Consider the following 19,935-nt stretch of genomic DNA (forward strand, 5'->3'; position numbering starts at 1 on the left):
GAAAAGGACTTATAACGTTATGTGGCAGATCTGGATCGATCGTGGCGGCACCTTCACGGATATCGTGGCCAAACGGCCGGACGGAACGCTGGTATCCCACAAGCTATTGTCGGAAAATCCCGAGCAATACCGGGATGCCGCAGTTCAGGGTATCCGCGATCTTCTGAAGGATGAGGCCGATCCGGGTGAAATCACGCGTCATATCCGCAGCATCAAGATGGGCACCACTGTCGCCACCAACGCGCTGCTTGAGAGAAAGGGCGACCGCACTCTTTATGTGACGACGAAGGGTTTCGGTGATGCGCTCCGGATCGGCTACCAGAGCCGGCCACGGATATTCGATCTCGATATCAAGCTGCCGGAACTCCTCTACGAAAAAGTTGTCGAAGCGGAAGAACGTTTGAACGCCGCGGGTGAAGTCCTGATCCCGCTTGATGACGCCAAACTTGAAACCAGCATGCGCACCGCGTTCGATAGTGGTATTCGTGCCGTGGCCATCAACTTCATGCATGGTTTTCGCTTTCCCGGGCATGAAAACCGGGCGGCGGAAATCGCCCGCGACATCGGCTTCACGCAAATCTCGACGAGCCACCAGACGAGCCCGCTGATCAAGCTGGTGGCGCGCGGCGATACGACAATGGTCGATGCCTATCTGTCACCGATTCTCCGGCGCTATGTCAATCAAGTGAAGGACGAACTCGGCATAGATGCGGAAAATGGACGTCCAAGGCTGATGTTCATGCAATCGAACGGCGGCCTCACCGATGCCGGCCTCTTTCAGGGCAAGGATGCGATCCTGTCGGGCCCGGCGGGCGGCGTTGTCGGCATGACCCGCACGGCCGGCATGAGCGGGCTTACCCGCCTCATCGGGTTTGACATGGGTGGAACCTCGACCGACGTCACCCACTATGATGGCGCGTTCGAGCGGAGTTTCGAGACCGAGGTCGCCGGCGTGCGGCTGCGCGCACCGATGATGCATATCCATACCGTCGCCGCGGGCGGTGGCTCAATCCTCAAGTTTGACGGCAGCCGGTATCGCGTCGGGCCAGACTCCGCCGGTGCCAATCCGGGACCGGCCTGTTACCGCCGCGGCGGGCCGCTCGCCGTCACCGATTGTAATGTCATGCTGGGAAAAATTCAGCCGGACTATTTTCCGAAAGTCTTTGGCTCAAAGGCGGATCAACCGCTCGACGCGGAGGCGGTCCGCGATAAATTCACCGCGATGGCAGAGGAGATCGCCGCATCCTCCGGACAGCAGTCCCTGACACCAGAAGAGGTCGCGGAGGGATTTCTCCGGATTGCCGTCGAGAATATGGCAAATGCAGTCAAGAAAATCTCAGTCCAGCGCGGCTATGACATCACCGACTATACGTTGAACTGTTTCGGCGGCGCGGGCGGGCAGCATGCCTGCCTGGTTGCCGATGCGCTGGACATGAAAAGCATTTTCATTCACCCCTTCGCGGGCGTCCTTTCGGCCTTCGGCATGGGTCTCGCCGATATCCGTGCGATGCGCGAGGCCCAGCTCGACATCCCGCTCGATGAGGAGGCTGAGGAAAAACTTAAGGAGATTGCCGCCCCGCTCCTCGCCGAGGCGGAGGCGGAAGTGCTGGCGCAGGACGTTGAAAAAGCGCATCTCGCGCATATCCAAAAAGCGCATATCCGCTATCAGGGAACGGATGCGACCCTTCTCGTCGACGTCGGATCCGCCGACGCCATGAGAGCGGCGTTTGAAGATGCCCATCGGCAACGCTTCGGATTTATTGCAAAAGAGCGCGGGCTCGTGATCGAAGCGCTCTCTATCGAGGTTGTCGGCCGGACGGAAACGGATATCGATCCGCTCAGCAATGATCCCCTTGTCGAAGGGGAAACCGAGCCGCAGGATAGCGTCAGGATGTATGTCTCCGGCCAATGGCGCGACGTGCCGCTTGTTGACCGGTCCCATATGCGCCCCGGTCAGCAGGTTACCGGGCCCGCCATTATCATCGAACCCACGGGCACAATCGTCGTCGAGGACGGATGGCGCGCCACCCTGAATGCCCGGCGGCATCTTCTCGTCAATCGGTATCTTGCCAAGCCAAAGCGGCAGGCCATCGGGACCGAGGCCGACCCGGTCATGCTCGAGGTTTTCAATAATCTCTTCATGTCGATCGCCGAACAGATGGGAGCGACTCTCTCCAACACGGCATATTCGGTCAATATCAAGGAACGGCTGGATTTTTCCTGCGCCATTTTCGATGCGCAAGGCAATCTTGTCGCCAACGCACCCCATGTCCCGGTCCATCTCGGTTCCATGGGGGAATCGATCAAGTCCGTCATTGCCGCGAATGCAGGCTGCATGAAACCCGGCAATGTCTACGCGCTAAATGCCCCCTATAACGGCGGCACGCATCTGCCGGACGTCACGGTGATCACGCCGGTCTTCAATCGAGAGGGCAAGAGCATTCTTTTCTACGTCGCTTCCCGCGGTCATCATGCCGATATCGGCGGCCGGACGCCCGGTTCAGCGCCGCCGGACAGCAAGGTTATCGAAGAAGAAGGCGTGCTGATTGACAATTTCCTCCTCGTCGAGGAAGGCCGGTTTCGCGAGACCGAGACACGGGCGCTTCTCGCTTCGGGCAGGTATCCGTGCCGGAATATCGACCAGAATATCGCCGATCTGTCGGCACAGATCGCCGCCAATGAAACCGGCCTTCGCGAAGTTCGCAAAATGATCGACCAGTTTGGCGTGGAGGTGGTGAAGGCCTATATGGGGCATGTCCAGGACAATGCCGAGGAATCGGTCCGCCGCGTCCTCGATGTCCTGAAGGACGGATCCTTTACTTACGCATTTGACGGCGGCAAGAAAATCCGCGTTGCCGTCTCGGTCGATAAAAAGGCGCGCGAGGCAACCATCGATTTCACCGGCACCTCGCCACAGGATAGCGGCAACTACAACGCCCCGGTCGCCATCTGCAAGGCGGCGGCATTATATGTCTTCCGGACCCTCGTCGGCGACGATATCCCGCTCAACGAGGGCTGCATGAAACCCCTCAAGCTGATTATCCCGGAAAAAAGCATGATCAGCCCGGAATATCCGGCCGCCGTAATCGCCGGAAACACCGAAGTCTCGCAAGGGATTACCGATGCTCTCTTTGGCGCGCTTGGCGTCCTCGCCTCCAGCCAGGGGACCATGAACAATTTCATCTATGGAAATGAGACCTATCAGAATTACGAGACGATTTGCGGTGGCACCGGCGCCGGAAACGGATTTTGCGGAACCGACGCGGTGCACAGCCATATGACCAATACCCGCATGACCGATCCGGAAGTTTTGGAACAGCGCTTCCCGATCCTTGTCGAGGAATTCTCGATCCGAAAACAGTCCGGCGGCGCGGGCAAATTTTCCGGCGGCAACGGCGCCATCCGCAAAATGCGGTTTCTCGAGCCCATGACGGTGACCCTTCTCACCTCTCACCGGGAAACGGACCCATATGGGCTGAATGGCGGAAAACCGGGTAAAAAAGGGCGCAATTACGCTATCCTCACCTCCGGAAAACATATAGAGTTAAAGGGCAATGACGAAACTGAGCTGTCTCCTGGGGATGCCATAGTGATTGAAACCCCTGGCGGTGGCGGATTCGGAACCGCAAGTGAAAGAGTAAAGAGTTGAGCTGGCTATGAGTACATACGTCTTTTCAGTTTACAATGCCGAGGCGCGAGACGCCCTCGATAACAACCGGGAACATCCCCATATTTCCATGCGCTGGGCGACGCCCTGCCGCTTCTCCGTCGAGGCAGAAAGCCCTCAGGCGGCAGAGAGCTGCATCAAGGAAAAGTACCCGCGCGAGAAGGGCTTCGTGACCAAGCGCATCCACTGACGCCGTCACAGGTCCAGAAATAACTACACATGATCGGGACTCATCCCTTACCATGGGAGCAGGCGCCCGCCGAACTGGTGCGGCTGCTGCGGTGGACGGGGACGAGAAGACATGACAGAAAAGCAAAAAATACGCATCGAAACCAAGGGCCCGGTGACCACGATCATCATCAACCGCCCGGAAGTGCGCAATGCACTCGACCAGGAATCGTCCGATTTGCTGGCGCAAGCCTTTCGCGCCTTCGAGGCCGACGACAGCCAGCGGGTGGCGGTCGTGACCGGTGCGGGCGGCGCCTTTTGCGCCGGGGCCGACCTCAAGGAAACGGCGACCCGTGTTGATTACAAGGCCTGGGCGGGCCATCCTGAAGGGCCATTTCATGCCCCGCTGTCAAAGCCGCTGATCGCCGCCGTGGAAGGCCATGCGGTCGCCGGCGGTATGGGACTTGCCCTTTATTGCGATATCCGCATCGCCGATGCATCAGCTGTTTTCGGGATTTTCTGCCGCCGCTGGGGCGTGCCGATGAGCGACGGGACGACGGTCCGCCTACCCCGTGTGATCGGCCTTGGCCCGGCCCTCGACATGATGCTGACCGGCCGCCCCGTATCGGCGCAGGAAGCCCTGTCCATGGGATTGGTAACCCGCGTCGTGCCCGATGGCACGGCCCGCGCCGCGGCGGAAGAGCTGGCGCAGCAAATCGCCGACTTTCCGCAGATTGCGATGCTGTCCGATCGGGAAAGCGTTTATGCGCAACAAGGAAAAACCGATGCCGAAGCGATACATTTCGAAATGCTGGCGGCTGAGGAAGCGAAACAGAAGGAAGCCCAGGCCGGCGCCGCGCGGTTTGCCGACGGTGAAGGCCGCCATGGTACCTTTAAATAGCGCCTACTGAACCGGATAGCCTTTCCAGGGCTTGATGGCGCGAAGGGCAAAGGTCGAGCGCATACTGGCAACATGCGGCAATTTCGTCAGGCAATTTCGGTGGATACGATCATAATCCGGCACGTTCCGTGCGGCCACCCGGACAATATAGTCCGCATTCCCCGATGTCAGATGGCATTCCAGAATTTCGTCGTAACACATCACAGCTTTTTCAAACTGGTTCAACGTTTCCTGACTTTGCGAAGTGAGTGAAATTTCAACAAATACATCTGCCTCTAGTCCGAGGGCATGCCGGTCCAGACGGGCCGCATAGCCGTCTATTATCCCTGCTTCTTCCAGCATTTTAATGCGCCGATGACAGGCGGAAAGCGAAAGATTAACCTTCTCCGCAATCTCGGAAATGGATTTATCGGAGTCAATCTGCAGTTCAGATAATATTTTACGATCAAAGTGATCTATTGAATATTTTCCTGAAATTTGTGTCGAAAGCAGGATTTTACACCAAAATCGGGTAACATTGAAATAAATTTCGAAAAAAATATCGGCGATAAAAAGCTATAATCCCTCTATCGATTAAATCACCTAGCAGGGAGCGATGGGCATGAAGGTTGGAACACCCAAAGAAATCAAAAACCATGAATATCGCGTCGGGCTGACGCCGGAAAGTGCCGGAGAGCTCGTCGCGCATGGACATGAAGTACTCGTTGAAACCGATGCGGGCAAAGGTATCGGCGCATTGAATGAGGCCTATGAAGCAGTTGGCGCGAAAATCGTTGACACCGCAGAAGAAATTTTCGCCCGCGCAGACATGATCGTTAAGGTAAAGGAACCGCAGGCGGTGGAACGGGCCATGCTCAGCGAGGGGCAAATCCTCTATACCTATCTCCACCTTGCCCCGGACCCGGAACAGACCCATGACCTGATCAAGTCAGGGGCCGTCTGTATCGCCTATGAAACCGTCACCGACAACAGCGGTGGCCTCCCGCTCCTCAAACCCATGAGCCAGGTTGCCGGGCGCATGTCGGTGCAGGCTGGCGCGGCGGCGCTTGAAAAATCCCACGGCGGGCGCGGCGTGCTTCTCGGCGGCGTTCCCGGTGTCGCGCCGGGTAAGGTCGTTATCATCGGCGGCGGTGTCGTTGGTTTTAATGCGGCGCAAATGGCCATCGGCCTGCATGCGGATGTCACCATCCTCGACCGCAATCCGGTAACGCTGGAACGGCTGGAAAATCATTTTGAATCCTCCGCCAAGGTTATCTATTCGACGAACGCCCTTCTCGAGCGCCTCGTGAAAGAGGCGGACCTCGTGATCGGCGCCGTCCTGATCCCCGGCGCAGCCGCACCGAAACTGGTGACGCGCGAAATGCTGAAGACGATGCAGGACGGTGCGGTGATTGTCGATGTCGCGATCGATCAGGGGGGCTGCTTCGAAACCTCCAAGGCGACCACGCATGCGGACCCAACTTATGTCGTCGATGGCGTCGTCCATTATTGCGTCGCCAATATGCCGGGCGGCGTTGCCCGCACCTCGACCTATGCGCTCAACAATGTGACCCTGCCCCATGCCCTCCGGATCGCCGACAAGGGATGGAAGCAGGCGCTTCGGGACGACAGGCATCTCGCCAATGGCCTCAACGTCTGGAACGGAAAGATCACCTGCGAGCCCGTCGCACAGGATCTCAAGCTCGACTACACACCGGTTGACGTCGCCCTTAAAGTCTGAGTTCAGCTGGAAAACGCAAAAAGCCCGGCTTTATTCAGCCGGGCTTTTTCATCGATGGCGACCCCGGCACGACTCGAACGTGCGACCTATTGATTAGAAGTCAATTGCTCTATCCAGCTGAGCTACGGGGCCGTTGTTAGCGACAGTTTGGTTTATCCGCGCACACGCGAATAGGAGAAGTTGTCTGCATAGGCCTTCAGATGAAGGCGCCGCGTCTTCGGCTCATACACCGTATAGTCGATGTTGTTGGCTTCGCAAAACGCGATGGCGCTTTCCTTGTCCTCGAAATCGATACGGACTTCCGCGTTCATGTCGCGCGATCCCGTCCAGCCCATCAGCGGCTCCACATATCTGGCCTCAGCCGGAGCATATTCAAGACGCCAGCGTTTCGTGCCCTTGCGGCCCGACTGCATGGCGTTCTTCGCCGGTTGAAATATTCGTGCCTTTGCTGCCATTATCCGGTCACTCCACTAAATGACTGAACACCTCGGCCGGGACATAATCCAATTCGCCGAAACCCGGCGCTTCCCAGTAAAGTTCCAATGTCGAGGTGTTTTTCTTCTCGAAATACTTGATGTGGATCGGATACCAGCCCGGCTCTGAAATCTCAACAACTATTTCATCAGAGAAGCGGTCGGCATGGACGTCGGGGTCTTCATAAATCAGCTTGTCGCCGATCGCAATCCAGACGCCGTCATTGGAATGCACCATGAAGACGTAGCGGCCCGGCTCCGCCATCTTGATATAACCCGTGATGATGGCGCCGACCATGTCGTTGCTGTTGGAGGTCAGGACATTGCCCTGGCCGACCTGATAATTGAGCATGGGTATGGGCGTGCCCGGCTTGCCGTCCATATATCCCATATTCTCTTCAAGCTCTTTGATGCTGTCGACTTTGACGCCGTAATATTTGACGGCTAGACCCGGCTTCAGGTTGGCTTCGTCAGGTTGCGGCGAGGCCGGCTTCAGTCCGGAAAATGTCTCTGCCTGCGCAACAAGCGGCACCGCAAGGAGACCCGCAATGAATGCCGTCGTGCGAATGGCTCGCCACAACAGCCCAATAAAATTTCTGCCACCCATCCGGTTCGTCGCCTCCACCAAAAGAAAAATCTTCTGATATTCTAATGAAAAATCGACGAACGGCAATCGAAAGCGGATTTGCGGTGAAAAATGAGACCGAAGACCAAATAATCAGCTAATTTCGGAAATAAAAAAGCTTTGCAATCTTCTGAATTGCAAAGCTTTTATGATGGTCGGGGCAGCAAGATTCGAACTTGCGACCTCTCGCTCCCAAAGCGAGCGCACTACCAGGCTGTGCTATGCCCCGAAAGATGAGCTGATGATCTATACCATCAAGCCCGCGCCCGCAAGGCGGAATTGAGCAATTCTGCCAATAAATTTGCTAGCTGCCGACATGCACATAATGGAAGATGCCGTCCGCCTTGAAGATGGCCTTCTGGCCGACTTTGAGGCTGCCCCGGACGAAAACGACCGTCCGTGTGCTGCGAATGACCTCGACATCGGATTCCACCCAGTCGCCCTCACGGGCCGGCCGCAAGAATTCGGAATTCATCTTGATGGTGACGCAGCGGCGTCCGGTCTCGTGAAAAACAACCGCCGCCAGCGCGGAATCCGCGAAGGTCATCAACATGCCGCCATGGGCGAATTTGATGCTGTTCAGGTGTTTCGGTTCTACATAAAAGGCGCGAACGAGTTTGTTGTCATCGGATATTTTCTCGAAGAAGGGACCATTCGCGATGGTAAAGGGCGCCTTTCTGTCGGCGGGCACGAATCCTTCGGGAATGGGACGGTTTCTGGTGTCTTGCTTGTTCATTATTGTTTCCGGTTTTTACTTATTTTCAAACAGGCGGTGGAGCAGCATGTCGCCCACCCCGACAGAATTTTCCCGCGCGAATCCCCCGTTCACCTCCAACACGGCGCGCGCAGGCTTATCGGCAGAGATCAACTCGATCGAAAAGGGCTCGGAGTTCTCCTTAATGTAGAGAATTTTTCCGCGCCCATCCACAAAGAACATATCGAGGGGTATCTTCGTGTTTTTCATCCACATGGTAATCGCGACGGTCTTGTTGAAATCAAAGAGCATCCCCTGCATCGGCGGCAACATTTCACGGTGCATCAGGCCCCTGCTCCGCTCGGCGGAATCGTCGGCGATCTCAACCTGCAATTCCAGTAGCCGGTCGGCTGTTTTGACGATCAGCCTTTCCGTTGCGCCCTGCGCGACCGCGGTGGCCGCCACCAAAATCAGGACCAACGCCGCGAAGACGACCCTGCCGCCATGCTTTTTAACCCGGTCCATCATCCCGATGAATTATCCTTTGCCCGTTCGGTTAAATTCTCTATAGTAAAGGTCCCTCGGGGGGAGCCGATTTGGCTGAGAGGTTCCGGTCTTTGGAACGACCCCGATCACCTGATCAGGTTAATACCTGCGTAGGAACGAGATATCAATGGAACCGGAAGATTCAGCCAATTCCGAATTATCGGAGCCTATCCCTGATACATCGCGCGATCAAGGAGCGCCCGCGGTCGGCCTGAATTTAAAGCTCAAGGAGCTTGTATTCGACGGCGACACGATCCTCACCGATCTGGATCTGACCCTGTCCCCCGGCAAGATCACCTGCCTGCTCGGCCCAAGCGGCGTCGGCAAGAGCAGCATCCTGAAAATTCTCGCAAGCTTCCTTCCCCCGCCGGAGAGCAGTTTTCTGGTCACCACAGATGGCGACCCGCTGAAGGGACGGATTTCCTATATGGATCAGCAGGACCTGCTCCTGCCGTGGGCGACGGTACTCGACAATCTCCTTATCGGCGATCGGTTGCGCGGAGACACGCCGGATACGGCCCGTGCGATGGCGCTTCTCGACCAGGTCGGCCTGACGAAATGGCGCGACGCCCGGCCGGACGCTCTTTCCGGTGGCATGCGCCAGCGCGTCGCCCTCGCCCGCTCTCTGATGGAGGAGGCGCCTGTCGTCCTGATGGATGAGCCCTTTTCCGCGCTTGACGCGATCACGAAATATCACCTGCAGGCACTTGCGGCGCGAATGCTGGCCGGTCGCACCGTTCTCCTGATCACCCATGACCCGATGGAGGCACTCCGTCTCGGCCATGTTATTCACGTGCTGTCGGGACATCCGGCGCGATTGTCCTTGCCGCTAACGCCGGCAGGCGCGATACCACGAGATCCGTCGGATGACGCGTTGCAGCGACTTTACTCCGAAATCATGACCCGCCTCGCCGGGGAACCGGTGGACGCGTGATGAAACTTTTGCGCATCCTCATCACAGTTGGCGGACTGATCCTGATCTGGGAATCGCTGACGGCCCTTCTTGACCTGCCGAAGTTCATGCTGCCCTCGCCCCTCGTCGTCGCCGAGGCGCTCTACAGCCATGCCGGACTGATCGCGGAGAACGCTCTCACAACATTGATTGAAATACTGGTCGGCCTCTTTCTTGGTCTTGTCTTCGGTATGGTGTCAGCTGTTTTGATTTCTGCCTACCGCCCCGTAAAACAATGGGTTTTTCCGCTTCTGATTGCCAGCCAGGCGATCCCGGTTTTTGCCATCGCGCCGCTTCTCGTGCTGTGGCTCGGTTACGGACTTGCGCCGAAAATCGTGATGAGCCTGCTGATCATATATTTCCCTGTCACCGTCGGCTTTCTTGATGGCCTCAACCGCACCCACCCGGCCTGGCTCAATCTGGCCGCGCTGTTGCAGCAATCGGGCCGCCGGCGCCGCTTGCGCAACACCCTTAATCTCTATCGTTACATCAAGATCCCCTTTGCCCTGCCCTCGCTTGCCTCCGGCATCCGCGTGGCGGCGGCGATCGCGCCGATCGGGGCGATTGTCGGCGAATGGGTCGGCGCATCCTCTGGCCTCGGCTATCTGATGCTGCACGCGAATGCACGCGTGCAGACCGACCTCATGTTCGCGAGCCTGCTCGTTCTCACGGTCATGGCGCTTCTTCTTTATTACCTGATCGACCACGGTCTTCGTCTTGCCTTGCCGTGGCTCGCCGATCAGACCGACCTTCACAGTCAACAACGGAGTTTGTAAATGAACCGGATCATATTCCCCCTTATCCTCGCCTTTTTGCTCCAGAGCACGGCCGCCGCCGCATCGGAAAAGCTGACGGTGCTGCTCGACTGGTTCGTCAACCCGGATCACGCGACATTGATCATTGCCGAGGAAAAGGGAATTTTCAAAAAGCACGGATTGGACGTGGAAATGATTGCGCCGGCCGATCCCAATGATCCGCCCAAGCTGGTCGCCGCGGGAAAGGCCGATCTCGCCATCTCCTATCAGCCGCAACTCCATCTCCAGGTGGCCGAAGGCTTGCCGCTCAAGCGTATCGCGACGTTGATTGCAACCCCACTCAACAGCCTCGTGGTATTAAAGGATGGCCCGATTGAAAGCCTCGCCGATCTGAAGGGGAAAAAGATCGGATATTCCATTGGCGGATTTGAAACGGCGATCCTGAAGGCAATGCTTGCGCCCCATAATATATCACTCGACGACATCACCCTGATTAACGTGAATTTCTCCCTCTCACCGAGCCTTCTCTCCGGCCAGGTCGACGCGGTTATCGGCGCCTTCCGGAATTTCGAGCTCAACCAGATGGATATCGAAGGTTATCCGGGACGGGCATTCTATCCCGAAGAGGAAGGCGTTCCCGCATATGATGAACTGATCCTTGTCGCCAACAGCGGCAAACTGGATGACCCGCGCTTCAAATCTTTTGTCGAGGCGCTGGAGGAAGCAACGCAATATCTCGTCAATCATCCGGAAGACAGCTGGAAGCTGTTCATCAAAAATCACAAGGAGTTGGATGACGAGTTGAACCGGCGGGCCTTCGCGTCGACCCTGCCCCGCTTCGCCCTACGCCCGGCGGCGCTCGATGCCGCCAGATACCACCGCTTCGCCGCCTTCATGCAGGCGCAGGGCCTCATTAAGACGATTTTGCCAGTCCATGACTATGCCATCGTATTGCAATGACACTCTCAATCATTCGGGAAAGACACAGGAGCAATCCGGAATAAGTTATTCCGGACGCTCTATTTCCGCGACTTGCGGTCCTTTCGGGCTATCACCAATACGGACCTTCATCCGCTGGCCCGCCTGAACCGGTAGTGCTCCTTCACGGCGCAGGGTTTCCATATGAACGAAAATATCCTGCGTCCCGTCCCCGCGTGTCAGGAAGCCATATCCCTTTACGGGATCAAACCATTTAACCTCGACTTCGACGAAATCTCCCTGAGGCTGCACGGCTGGGTGGTTAGTGACATTGTTTTTCTCTGGTACCCGTGGCTCAAAAGGAACAGCCGTCGACGTATCAATATCAAGCACCTTGATTGCCTGCAGACCTTTCGACCGTCGCACAACAACACAAGTTACGCTTACACCCTCTGCCACATACTCATGGCCAGCTTCGCGCAAACAGGAAAGATGGAGAAAGATATCGCCCGGCTCGTCATTCGGCGTTAAAAATCCAAAACCTTTGACCGTGTTGAACCATTTAACGCGGCCTGTCATCTCAAAGGTTGTTTCCGGGGACTCGTTCGATTTTGTATCTTCCTGCTTACTCCGTAATTGTTCAATTTTGGCTGTCATATAATACTCCCGAACTTGACAGGCGTTTGTTGACGCCTCGCCAGAACAACAGTTTAACACAATATTAAGTAAAATTTCAATATTCGAATTAGTTGAGTATTAAATGCAAAAGTACAGGTAATAGAGGCAACAAAAGTTGCCATCCGAATGGGCGACCGGCAACATGTCGGGATTAACGCGCGGTTGATACTTGCGGCAGCGGAATTCCCATGGCATATACGTGCCAAAGCTTTCACGCGCCAAGGGGTGGCGCTCCCAAAAAACGATAACCAATACTGACAACAGGAAGTGCAAGACGTTGTTAAGAACCGTTAGTTTGTTTCTCGTCCTCATGGCTGTCTGGCTTCTCCTGTCAGGGCATTACACGCCGCTGATCACCGGCTTTGGCATTGCCTCCTGTCTGCTTTCCGCCCTTATCGCCTACCGCATGGACGTTATCGACCATGAAAGTCATCCGCTGCAACTCGGACCGCGTATTTTTCTCTATTGGGGATGGCTGTTCATCGAGATTTTCAAGGCGAATTTGGACGTCGCGAAATGCATCCTGTTCCCAAGCAAGAATCTGCGCCCGAGCATGTTCATGGTGACGGCCAGCCAGAAATCGGATCTCGGCAAGGTGATTTACGCGAATTCCATTACTCTGACGCCCGGAACGGTGACGGTGGACCTTGACGGGGATCAGGTGATGGTTCATGCCCTGACCGAGATCTCCGCCCAGGGAGTGATGAGCGGCGATATGGACCGGCGCGTGACAAAGGTGATGGAGGCGACCTCATGATATATGCGATAACCGCGATTGCCATTCTCGTCAGCATCGCCCTCGCGCTCGTCCGGGCCATTCTGGGCCCCACTTCCTACGACCGGATCCTGTCCGCCAACGCCATCGGCACCAAGACGGTGCTTCTTATCGGCGTCATGGGCTTCCTGTCTGGCCGGCCGGACTTTCTCGATCTCGCGCTGGTTTACTCGCTGGTCAATTTCATCGGTACGCTCGCCGTCCTGAAATATTTCAAATTCGGCACGCTGCGCGGTACGCTGTCCAAACCGGCGGATAACGCATAATGGAACTGGCGCTGGACATCGGAACCTGGGTCCTGCTCCTTGCCGGCAGCCTGTTGCTCCTGATCACCGGCTTTGGCCTCATTCGCCTGCCAGATCTCTACACGCGCATTCATGCAGGCGGCATGGCGGACACGCTCGCGACATTCCTGATATTTGTCGGACTTTCACTGCAAAGCGGATTTTCGCTCGTGACCGTCAAGTTGCTGCTGGTGATCGCCTTCGTCTTTTTTACCGGCCCGACCGCGTCCTATGCGCTGGCGCAAGCGAGTTTCGTCGCCGGATTGAAGCCGAAACTCGACGGCCTGAGCGAATCTGAAGACAAAGACGAAACCGACTAATCTGAATTAATCGAGAGGGGACAAGACCATAGCCGCTTTTGTTGATGTATTTCTGATGCTGTTGCTGATTGCCGGTGCCCTGGCGGTCCTGTCGGTGCGCAATCTGTTCGTCGCAACGATGCTCCTTGGTATCGTCAGCTTCACCATGGCGCTGATATTCATCAGCCTCGACGCCGTCGACGTCGCCTTTACCGAAGCCGCCGTCGGCGCCGGCATCAGCACGGTTCTCTATATCGGCACCCTTGCCCTTGTCGGATCTCAGGAACGCGAGAAATCGAAATTTGCGCCCGGCCCTCTCGCGGTCTGTCTTGCGGTCGGCGCCGTGCTTTATTACGCAACCTATGAAATGCCGCGCTATGGCCAGCCGGACAACCCCGTCCATACCCATGTGGCCCCCCGTTACATCGAGGATAGCCCGACGGAAATAGGCGTTCCGAATATGGTAACGTCGGTTCTGGCGAGTTATCGTGGCTATGATACCTTTGGCGAGACAACCGTGATCTTTACGGCCGGGATCGGCGTGTTATTGATCTTGCGGCAACGGCGTCGGCGCAAAAAAGAGGTAACGACGGAGGACCCGCCGCTCCGGGACGGCAAGGGCGGCAGCATTAGCGGGCTAGGAAGCGCGCACGATCTTGTCCCGCATGTCATATCAAAGCTGCTGGTGCCCTTCATTTTCGTATTTGCGCTTTATGTGCAGTTCCATGGCGATTACGGCCCGGGTGGCGGATTTCAGGCTGGGGTGATTTTTGCCGCCGGAATTATCCTCTATGCGCTTGTTTTCGGTCTTGATTTCGCACGGGCGGTTGTCAATGAAAAGGCGATCCTTTTTCTTATTTCCGCCGGCGTTTTACTATATGGCGGCGTTGGCGTCGTGAGCATGCTGCTGGGTGGAAACTTCCTCGACTACAATGTCCTGTCAAGTGACCCCGTCGCCGGACAGCATCTTGGCATTCTGCTCGTCGAACTTGGCGTCGGCATAACGGTGACGGCGGCGATGCTGGCGATTTTCTATGCGTTTGTCGGCCGGCCGGAATTACTGATCGAGACATCGACGAATGCGGAACAGCCGGGGAAGGAGAGAAACTGATGTCCTTCGGCTTCTTCAATTACTGGATTTTCATCATCCTGCTGATGATCGGCCTGTACACGGTGATGAGCCGGTCCAATCTTGTGAAAAAGATGATTGGGCTCTCGCTCTTTCAGATTTCCGTCTTCCTCTTTTACATCAGCATGGGCAAGATCGACGGCGGCACCGCCCCGATCGTTGTCGAAACCGGCGCCGATGGGATGGCGCCCGTATATTCCAACCCGTTGCCGCACGTGCTGATCCTCACGGCCATTGTGGTCGGCATCGCGACGACGGCGCTGGGCCTGTCCCTTGTGGTGCGTATCCGGGAAACCTTTGGAACCATTGACGAAGATGAAATCCTCGAAATGGAGGACAAGGACTGACATGACCGCGTTGAGTTCCCAGTTCCCGATCATCGTCGCGATCGTCCCTCTCCTGGCGGCGCCTATCTGCGCGCTTTTCCGCGGCACAACCTTGCCCTGGGCGATTACGACAATCATCAGCGGCATTACATTCTACGTTAGCATCCAGCTCATGATCGCCGTCATACAGGGCGGTCCGATTTCCTATGAACTTGGCGGATGGGCGCCCCCCTGGGGCATTGAATATGTCGTCGATCTGTTAAGCGGCTTCATGCTGATACTGATCAGCGCAATCAGTACAGGCGTTCTGCTGTTTAGCCGCGAGAGCATCACCCGGGAAGTGCCGGACCATCAGCTGGGCCTGTTTTTCGCCGCTTACCTGCTCGCGCTCACCGGCATGCTGGGAATTTGCATCACGGGCGACGCCTTCAACGTTTTCGTCTTTCTCGAGATCATGTCGCTCTCCTCCTACGCGCTTATCGCCATGGGCGCGAATGAGGACCGCCGCGCCCTTACCGCCGCCTTCCAGTATCTCATTATCGGAACCGTCGGCGCGTCATTCTACCTGATCGGCGTTGGCCTCATCTATATGATGACCGGCACATTGAATATTGCGGATATCGCCGCGCGCTTTCCCGAAATCGAAGGCGCCCGCCCGATACTGGCGGCCGCCGGGTTTATCGTTATCGGACTGGCGATCAAGCTGGCGCTCTTTCCCTTTCATGTCTGGCTGCCGAACAGCTATACCTATGCCCCCAGTATCATAACCGCCTTTTTCGCCGGAACCGCGACCAAGGTTGGGGTTTATTTGCTGATCCGGTTTATTTTCACGGTGTTCGGCGTGAACTATAGCTTCGGCGGCCTTGAGCTTACGGATATCCTGCTGCCGCTTGCGGTTCTCGGGTTTCTGTCGATGTCAGTCGTGGCGATTTACCAGACGAATATCAAGCGGCTGCTCGCCTATTCCAGCGTTGCCCAACTCGGATATATTATTCTCGGAATTGCCCTTGCCAGCGAATCCGGCCTGATGGCGACAATCGTGCATATTTTCAATCATGCCATCGTCAAGTCGGGGCTGTTCCTCTCCGTCGGCTGCATGTTCTATGTCGCGGGATCGGTTTACCTCAAGGATCTCCACGGGATCGGGCGACGGATGCCGGTCACTACCTTCGGCTTTGTTCTCGGCGGCCTCGGATTGATCGGCGTTCCGCTGACGCCCGGCTTTATCAGCAAATGGTACCTCGTCGTTGCCTCGATTGAACATGGCGGCGTTATCGGCTATGGCCTTGTCGCCCTTCTGATGGTCTCAAGCCTGCTGGCGGTGATCTATATCTGGCGCGTCGTCGAGGTCGCCTATTTCCGCGATATCCCCGAAGGGGCCGAAAAAAAGGAAGCCCCCCTGTCGATGCTCGTCCCGACCTGGCTTTTCATCGCCGCAAGCTTCTATTTCGGGATTGAGACGACGTTCAACGTCGGGATTGCGAAGGCGACGGCCGCCTTCCTGATGGGGGGATCGTAAGATGATGTTTACCCTCGAAACTCATGTCCTCCTCTCCCTGATCATTCCGCTTTTGGGCGCGATCGGTATCGCCCTCACCTCATCCGTTCCGAATATCCGCGAGACGGTCACGCTCGTGACCTCCGTGCTGCTGTGTCTCAATGTCTTCAGCCTCCTACCCGGGATCATGAACGGCGCGGAACCGGCTGTCCTGCTGGCGGAAATCGTCCCCGATATTGGCCTCGCGCTCAAGGTCGAGCCCCTTGGCATGACGTTTGCCGCCGTCGCCTCGTCCCTTTGGATCATCAATTCGATCTATTCCATCGGCTATATGCGCGGCAACAACGAACCGCGCCAGACCGGATTTTATATCTGCTTCGCCATCGCCATCGCCGCCACAATGGGCGTGGCGTTCTCCGGCAACCTGCTGACGCTTTTCGTCTTCTACGAGGTTTTGACACTCTCGACCTATCCGCTGGTCACCCATAAAAAGAATGCCGATGCGCTGAAGGGCGGCCGGATCTACCTCGGCATCCTGATCGGCACCTCCATCGGGCTCTTTCTGCCGGCGATCATCTGGACCTGGACGCTGGCGGGCACGGTCAATTTCGTGAAGGGCGGCATTCTCGAGGGCCATGCGAGCGCCGGCGTCACAGGCGTTCTGCTGTTCCTCTTTATGTACGGGATCGGCAAGGCGGCCCTGATGCCCATCCATCGCTGGCTGCCGGCCGCGATGGTGGCCCCCACCCCGGTCAGCGCGCTGCTTCATGCGGTGGCCGTCGTGAAGGCGGGCGTCTTTGCGGTATTGAAAGTCGTGATCTATATCTTCGGGATAGATTTTCTCACGACGACCGGTGCGGCGGAATGGCTCACCTGGGTCGCCGCCTATACCCTGATTGCCGCCTCCGTCGTGGCGCTCACCAAGGATAACCTGAAAGCCCGGCTCGCCTACTCGACCATCAGCCAGCTTGCTTATGTCGTGCTCGGCGCCTCCATGGCGACGTCAATGGCGGTGGCCGGCGGCGCCTTGCAAATCGTTATGCATGCCTTCGGCAAGATCACCCTCTTCTTCTGTGCCGGCGCCATCTATACCGCCGTACATAAAACGGAAATCAGCGATATGCGCGGCCTCGGCCGACAGATGCCGGTCACTTTTATCGCCTTCCTGATCGGCTCGCTCAGCATCATCGGCCTTCCGCCGCTCGGCGGGAGCTGGAGCAAATTTTACCTGATGCTCGGCGCGGCGGAAGCGGACGAAATCTACCTGATGATCGTGCTGCTGGTCAGTTCGCTTCTCAATATTGCCTATCTGCTGCCGATCGTCGCCCGTGGCTTCTTCTATCCGCCGCTCGGGCAGAGTGACGAACCGGTGCCGGTCGGATATGAAAAATCCGACTTTTCATGGCGGAATATCCAGGAGGCTCCCCTATTTTGTGTATTGCCGCCTGTCCTGACCGCCCTGGCCTGTGTGGTCCTTTTCTTCCTTGCGGACCCGATCGTCAGGCTGATCGAACCCATTTTGACGCCATAGGGGTGAAACAGATGTCAAACCCGGATGATGAGAAAAAATACTGGCTGGATGATCCGAAGAATATCGACAAGGTTTTTTACGGCGTGCTTGTGATTTGCGCGCTGGTCGCCCTGCCGGATGTGCTCGCTCTTCTCAATATTCTCTACCACAAGCATATTGAATTCGAATTCGAGAATATCTTCGAGTTTTACTCCCTTTACGGCCTGATCTGCTATGTCGGCCTCGTCTTGATCGCCAAGAAACTTCGTAAAGTGTTGATGCGGGATGAGGACTATTATGATTGAAGGTCTAAATCCCGGTTTTATCCTGATATTTGGCGCCCTTCTGGTACCGCTCACCAGTGGGATTGTCCGCTCGATCCTGCTTCTCACGCTACCGGTTCTCGCGCTTGTACAGATCTATACGCTTGGCCTTGGAACCTGGGGACATTACGACTTTCTCGGCCTCTCGATCGAGCTGACGCGCATCGATCCGCTGGCCCGGATATTCGGGACCGTATTCTGCCTCGCGGCGTTCATGGGCATGATCTATGCGCTGCATGTGAAGGACACCGTTCAGCATTTCGTTGCGCTCATCTATATCGGTTCGGCCATCGGCGCGGTGTTCGCCGGCGATATGATCACCCTCTTTGTGTTCTGGGAACTGACGGCGATTTCCTCCGTTTTCCTGATCTGGGCGAGCCGTACGGAGCGCGCCTACAAGGCGGGCATGCGCTACCTGATCATTCAGGTTTCCTCGGGCGTGATCCTGCTCGGCGGGATTATCCTCTATTATCAGGAGACCGGGTCGATTGCCTTCAACTACATTGGCCTCACCGGCCTTGCAAGCGGCCTGATCCTGGTCGCCTTCGGGATCAAGAGCGCCTTTCCCTTCCTGCATAACTGGATGCAGGACGCCTATCCGGAGGCAACGGTTACCGGCACCGTGATTCTCTCGGCCTTCACGACGAAGCTCGCGATCTATACGCTCGCCCGGGCGTTTCCCGGCACCGATATCCTGATCCCGATCGGCGGCGCGATGACCGTTTTCCCGATATTTTACGCCGTGCTGGAGAACGACCTCCGCCGCGTTCTCGCCTATTCCCTCAACAACCAGCTTGGCTATATGGTGATCGGCGTCGGTATCGGCACGGAACTGTCAATAAACGGGACGGCCGCCCATGCCTTCGCCCATATCATGTACAAAAGCCTTCTGTTCATGAGCATGGGCGCGGTGTTGTTCCGGACCGGGACAATCAAGGCGTCGGAACTGGGGGGGCTGTATAAATCCATGCCGGTGACGATGGTCTTCTGCATCATCGGCGCGGTTTCCATCGCCGGCTTCCCGCTGACCGGCGGCTTCGTCTCGAAGGCCATGATCCAGTCCGCTGCGGCCGACGGCGGCATGATTGCGATCTGGCTCGTCATGCTGTTCGCAAGCGCGGGCGTGATGGATCATTCCGGCATCAAGGTTCCCTTCTTCACCTTCTTTGCCCATGACAGCGGTATCCGCGTCAAGGAGGCGCCGGTCAATATGCTGGTCGCGATGGGCTTTGCCGCCTTCTTCTGTATCGGCATCGGGGTTTTCCCGGACCTGCTCTATCAGTTATTACCGTATGAGCCGACCTATCACCCCTATACCGCCGGCCATGTGATCACATCACTGCAATTGTTGCTATTTGCGGTACTCGCCTTCGCGCTTCTCATGCGCTACAAGGTCTATCCACCGGAGCTGCGTTCGACGAACCTCGATTTCGACTGGTTCTACCGGGTGCCTCTGAAACGGCTGGCGCTGGCGGCCGGCCGGCTCATCGCCACCGTCTGGGCCTGGTTGCTTGGCATCGGAAGAGGTATCGTTGCCGGCATCATCGAAAAAACCGTCAATACGCATGGTGACGGCAAGGTTATGGCGCGCACCACGGCATCAAGTACAGCGGTGATGATCATTGTCGCGGCGCTCGGTTTCGTTGTGGTGTTTTTCTACCGCTTTTTGCAACAACCTGTGCCGATGTAGCGAT

The 19,935-nt window shown here is 56.7% G+C and carries 22 protein-coding genes, 2 tRNA genes and 1 riboswitch; of the genes, 16 read left to right on the forward strand and 8 right to left on the reverse strand.

The annotated features are described in order from the left end of the window. The first annotated feature begins 19 nt into the window (after positions 1-19). The 3 genes from GQF03_RS01805 to GQF03_RS01815 all read left to right on the forward strand — a co-directional run bounded on the left by GQF03_RS01805 (position 20) and on the right by GQF03_RS01815 (position 4,736). Positions 20-3,649, forward strand: coding sequence for a hydantoinase B/oxoprolinase family protein (locus GQF03_RS01805; protein WP_161337470.1), 3,630 nt, complete (start codon positions 20-22; stop codon positions 3,647-3,649). 7 nt (positions 3,650-3,656) lie between these two features. Beyond that, positions 3,657-3,857 (forward strand): hypothetical protein, encoded by a 201-nt coding sequence (locus GQF03_RS01810; protein ID WP_161337472.1) that lies wholly within the window; start codon positions 3,657-3,659, stop codon positions 3,855-3,857. Positions 3,858-3,968: 111 nt separating this feature from the next. Continuing rightward, entirely contained in the window at positions 3,969-4,736 is a 768-nt protein-coding gene (locus GQF03_RS01815; RefSeq protein ID WP_161337473.1) for a crotonase/enoyl-CoA hydratase family protein, read from the forward strand. Positions 4,737-4,739: 3 nt separating this feature from the next. Here the strand turns inward: GQF03_RS01815 and GQF03_RS01820 are convergent, their stop codons facing one another. Continuing rightward, positions 4,740-5,285, reverse strand: coding sequence for an Lrp/AsnC family transcriptional regulator (locus GQF03_RS01820; protein WP_338401302.1), 546 nt, complete (start codon positions 5,283-5,285; stop codon positions 4,740-4,742). Positions 5,286-5,337: 52 nt separating this feature from the next. Between GQF03_RS01820 and ald the strand changes: the two genes are divergently transcribed. Then, entirely contained in the window at positions 5,338-6,456 is a 1,119-nt protein-coding gene (gene ald / locus GQF03_RS01825) for an alanine dehydrogenase (protein WP_161337475.1), read from the forward strand. 55 nt (positions 6,457-6,511) lie between these two features. Here ald and GQF03_RS01830 read toward each other — a convergent pair. From GQF03_RS01830 to GQF03_RS01855, 6 genes are all read right to left on the reverse strand, one after another. Further along, positions 6,512-6,588, reverse strand: a tRNA-Arg gene (locus tag GQF03_RS01830). 20 nt (positions 6,589-6,608) lie between these two features. Beyond that, positions 6,609-6,911 carry an ETC complex I subunit gene (locus GQF03_RS01835; RefSeq protein ID WP_161337477.1) on the reverse strand — a complete coding sequence of 101 codons (303 nt, stop codon included), beginning with the start codon at positions 6,909-6,911 and terminating at the stop codon, positions 6,609-6,611. A 7-nt stretch (positions 6,912-6,918) separates the two neighbouring features. Further along, complete coding sequence (locus tag GQF03_RS01840) at positions 6,919-7,536, reverse strand: PA14 domain-containing protein (protein WP_161337478.1); 618 nt, start codon at positions 7,534-7,536, stop codon at positions 6,919-6,921. 170 nt (positions 7,537-7,706) lie between these two features. Continuing rightward, positions 7,707-7,783 (reverse strand) — tRNA-Pro (locus tag GQF03_RS01845). 75 nt (positions 7,784-7,858) lie between these two features. Then, entirely contained in the window at positions 7,859-8,290 is a 432-nt protein-coding gene (locus tag GQF03_RS01850; protein WP_161337480.1) for a PaaI family thioesterase, read from the reverse strand. 15 nt (positions 8,291-8,305) lie between these two features. Next, positions 8,306-8,776, reverse strand: coding sequence for a DUF192 domain-containing protein (locus GQF03_RS01855; protein WP_161337481.1), 471 nt, complete (start codon positions 8,774-8,776; stop codon positions 8,306-8,308). 46 nt (positions 8,777-8,822) lie between these two features. After that, positions 8,823-8,928, forward strand: a riboswitch (TPP riboswitch). Here GQF03_RS01855 and GQF03_RS01860 point away from each other — a divergent pair. The 3 genes from GQF03_RS01860 to GQF03_RS01870 all read left to right on the forward strand — a co-directional run bounded on the left by GQF03_RS01860 (position 8,922) and on the right by GQF03_RS01870 (position 11,461). Beyond that, positions 8,922-9,728, forward strand: a complete 807-nt coding sequence (locus tag GQF03_RS01860; RefSeq protein ID WP_161337483.1) for an ABC transporter ATP-binding protein — start codon at positions 8,922-8,924, stop codon at positions 9,726-9,728. It overlaps the preceding riboswitch by 7 nt. Continuing rightward, positions 9,728-10,522, forward strand: a complete 795-nt coding sequence (locus tag GQF03_RS01865; protein ID WP_161337484.1) for an ABC transporter permease — start codon at positions 9,728-9,730, stop codon at positions 10,520-10,522. Before GQF03_RS01860 ends, GQF03_RS01865 begins: the two co-directional genes overlap by 1 nt. After that, entirely contained in the window at positions 10,523-11,461 is a 939-nt protein-coding gene (locus tag GQF03_RS01870) for an ABC transporter substrate-binding protein (protein ID WP_161337486.1), read from the forward strand. It abuts the gene before it with no gap. 45 nt (positions 11,462-11,506) lie between these two features. Here GQF03_RS01870 and GQF03_RS01875 read toward each other — a convergent pair whose 3' ends face one another. Beyond that, positions 11,507-12,076 carry a cold-shock protein gene (locus GQF03_RS01875; RefSeq protein ID WP_161337488.1) on the reverse strand — a complete coding sequence of 190 codons (570 nt, stop codon included), beginning with the start codon at positions 12,074-12,076 and terminating at the stop codon, positions 11,507-11,509. A gap of 298 nt (positions 12,077-12,374) precedes the next feature. Here GQF03_RS01875 and GQF03_RS01880 point away from each other — a divergent pair, with 298 nt between their 5' ends. From GQF03_RS01880 to GQF03_RS01920, 9 genes are read left to right on the forward strand one after another with little or no spacing between them, the layout of a single operon-like run. Continuing rightward, positions 12,375-12,854, forward strand: coding sequence for a Na+/H+ antiporter subunit E (locus tag GQF03_RS01880; protein WP_161337490.1), 480 nt, complete (start codon positions 12,375-12,377; stop codon positions 12,852-12,854). Continuing rightward, complete coding sequence (locus GQF03_RS01885) at positions 12,851-13,138, forward strand: MrpF/PhaF family protein (protein ID WP_161337492.1); 288 nt, start codon at positions 12,851-12,853, stop codon at positions 13,136-13,138. Before GQF03_RS01880 ends, GQF03_RS01885 begins: the two co-directional genes overlap by 4 nt. Continuing rightward, a complete protein-coding gene (gene mnhG / locus GQF03_RS01890; RefSeq protein ID WP_162858402.1) occupies positions 13,138-13,476 on the forward strand; it encodes a monovalent cation/H(+) antiporter subunit G in 339 nt (112 codons plus the stop codon). Before GQF03_RS01885 ends, mnhG begins: the two co-directional genes overlap by 1 nt. Positions 13,477-13,504: 28 nt before the next feature. Beyond that, a complete protein-coding gene (locus tag GQF03_RS01895; RefSeq protein ID WP_161338081.1) occupies positions 13,505-14,566 on the forward strand; it encodes a DUF4040 domain-containing protein in 1,062 nt (353 codons plus the stop codon). After that, a complete protein-coding gene (locus GQF03_RS01900; protein ID WP_161337493.1) occupies positions 14,566-14,931 on the forward strand; it encodes a cation:proton antiporter subunit C in 366 nt (121 codons plus the stop codon). The genes GQF03_RS01895 and GQF03_RS01900 overlap by 1 nt, the downstream gene beginning before the upstream one ends. Positions 14,932-14,941: 10 nt before the next feature. Next, positions 14,942-16,429, forward strand: a complete 1,488-nt coding sequence (locus tag GQF03_RS01905; RefSeq protein WP_161338082.1) for a monovalent cation/H+ antiporter subunit D family protein — start codon at positions 14,942-14,944, stop codon at positions 16,427-16,429. A 4-nt stretch (positions 16,430-16,433) separates the two neighbouring features. Continuing rightward, a complete protein-coding gene (locus GQF03_RS01910; RefSeq protein WP_380742582.1) occupies positions 16,434-17,939 on the forward strand; it encodes a monovalent cation/H+ antiporter subunit D family protein in 1,506 nt (501 codons plus the stop codon). Positions 17,940-17,950: 11 nt separating this feature from the next. After that, positions 17,951-18,223 (forward strand): hypothetical protein, encoded by a 273-nt coding sequence (locus tag GQF03_RS01915; protein WP_161337497.1) that lies wholly within the window; start codon positions 17,951-17,953, stop codon positions 18,221-18,223. Continuing rightward, entirely contained in the window at positions 18,216-19,931 is a 1,716-nt protein-coding gene (locus tag GQF03_RS01920) for a Na(+)/H(+) antiporter subunit D (protein ID WP_161337498.1), read from the forward strand. The genes GQF03_RS01915 and GQF03_RS01920 overlap by 8 nt, the downstream gene beginning before the upstream one ends. Positions 19,932-19,935 lie beyond the last annotated feature (4 nt).

The sequence above is a fragment of the Sneathiella chungangensis genome (assembly GCF_009882935.1).
Lineage (GTDB): Bacteria > Pseudomonadota > Alphaproteobacteria > Sneathiellales > Sneathiellaceae > Sneathiella > Sneathiella chungangensis.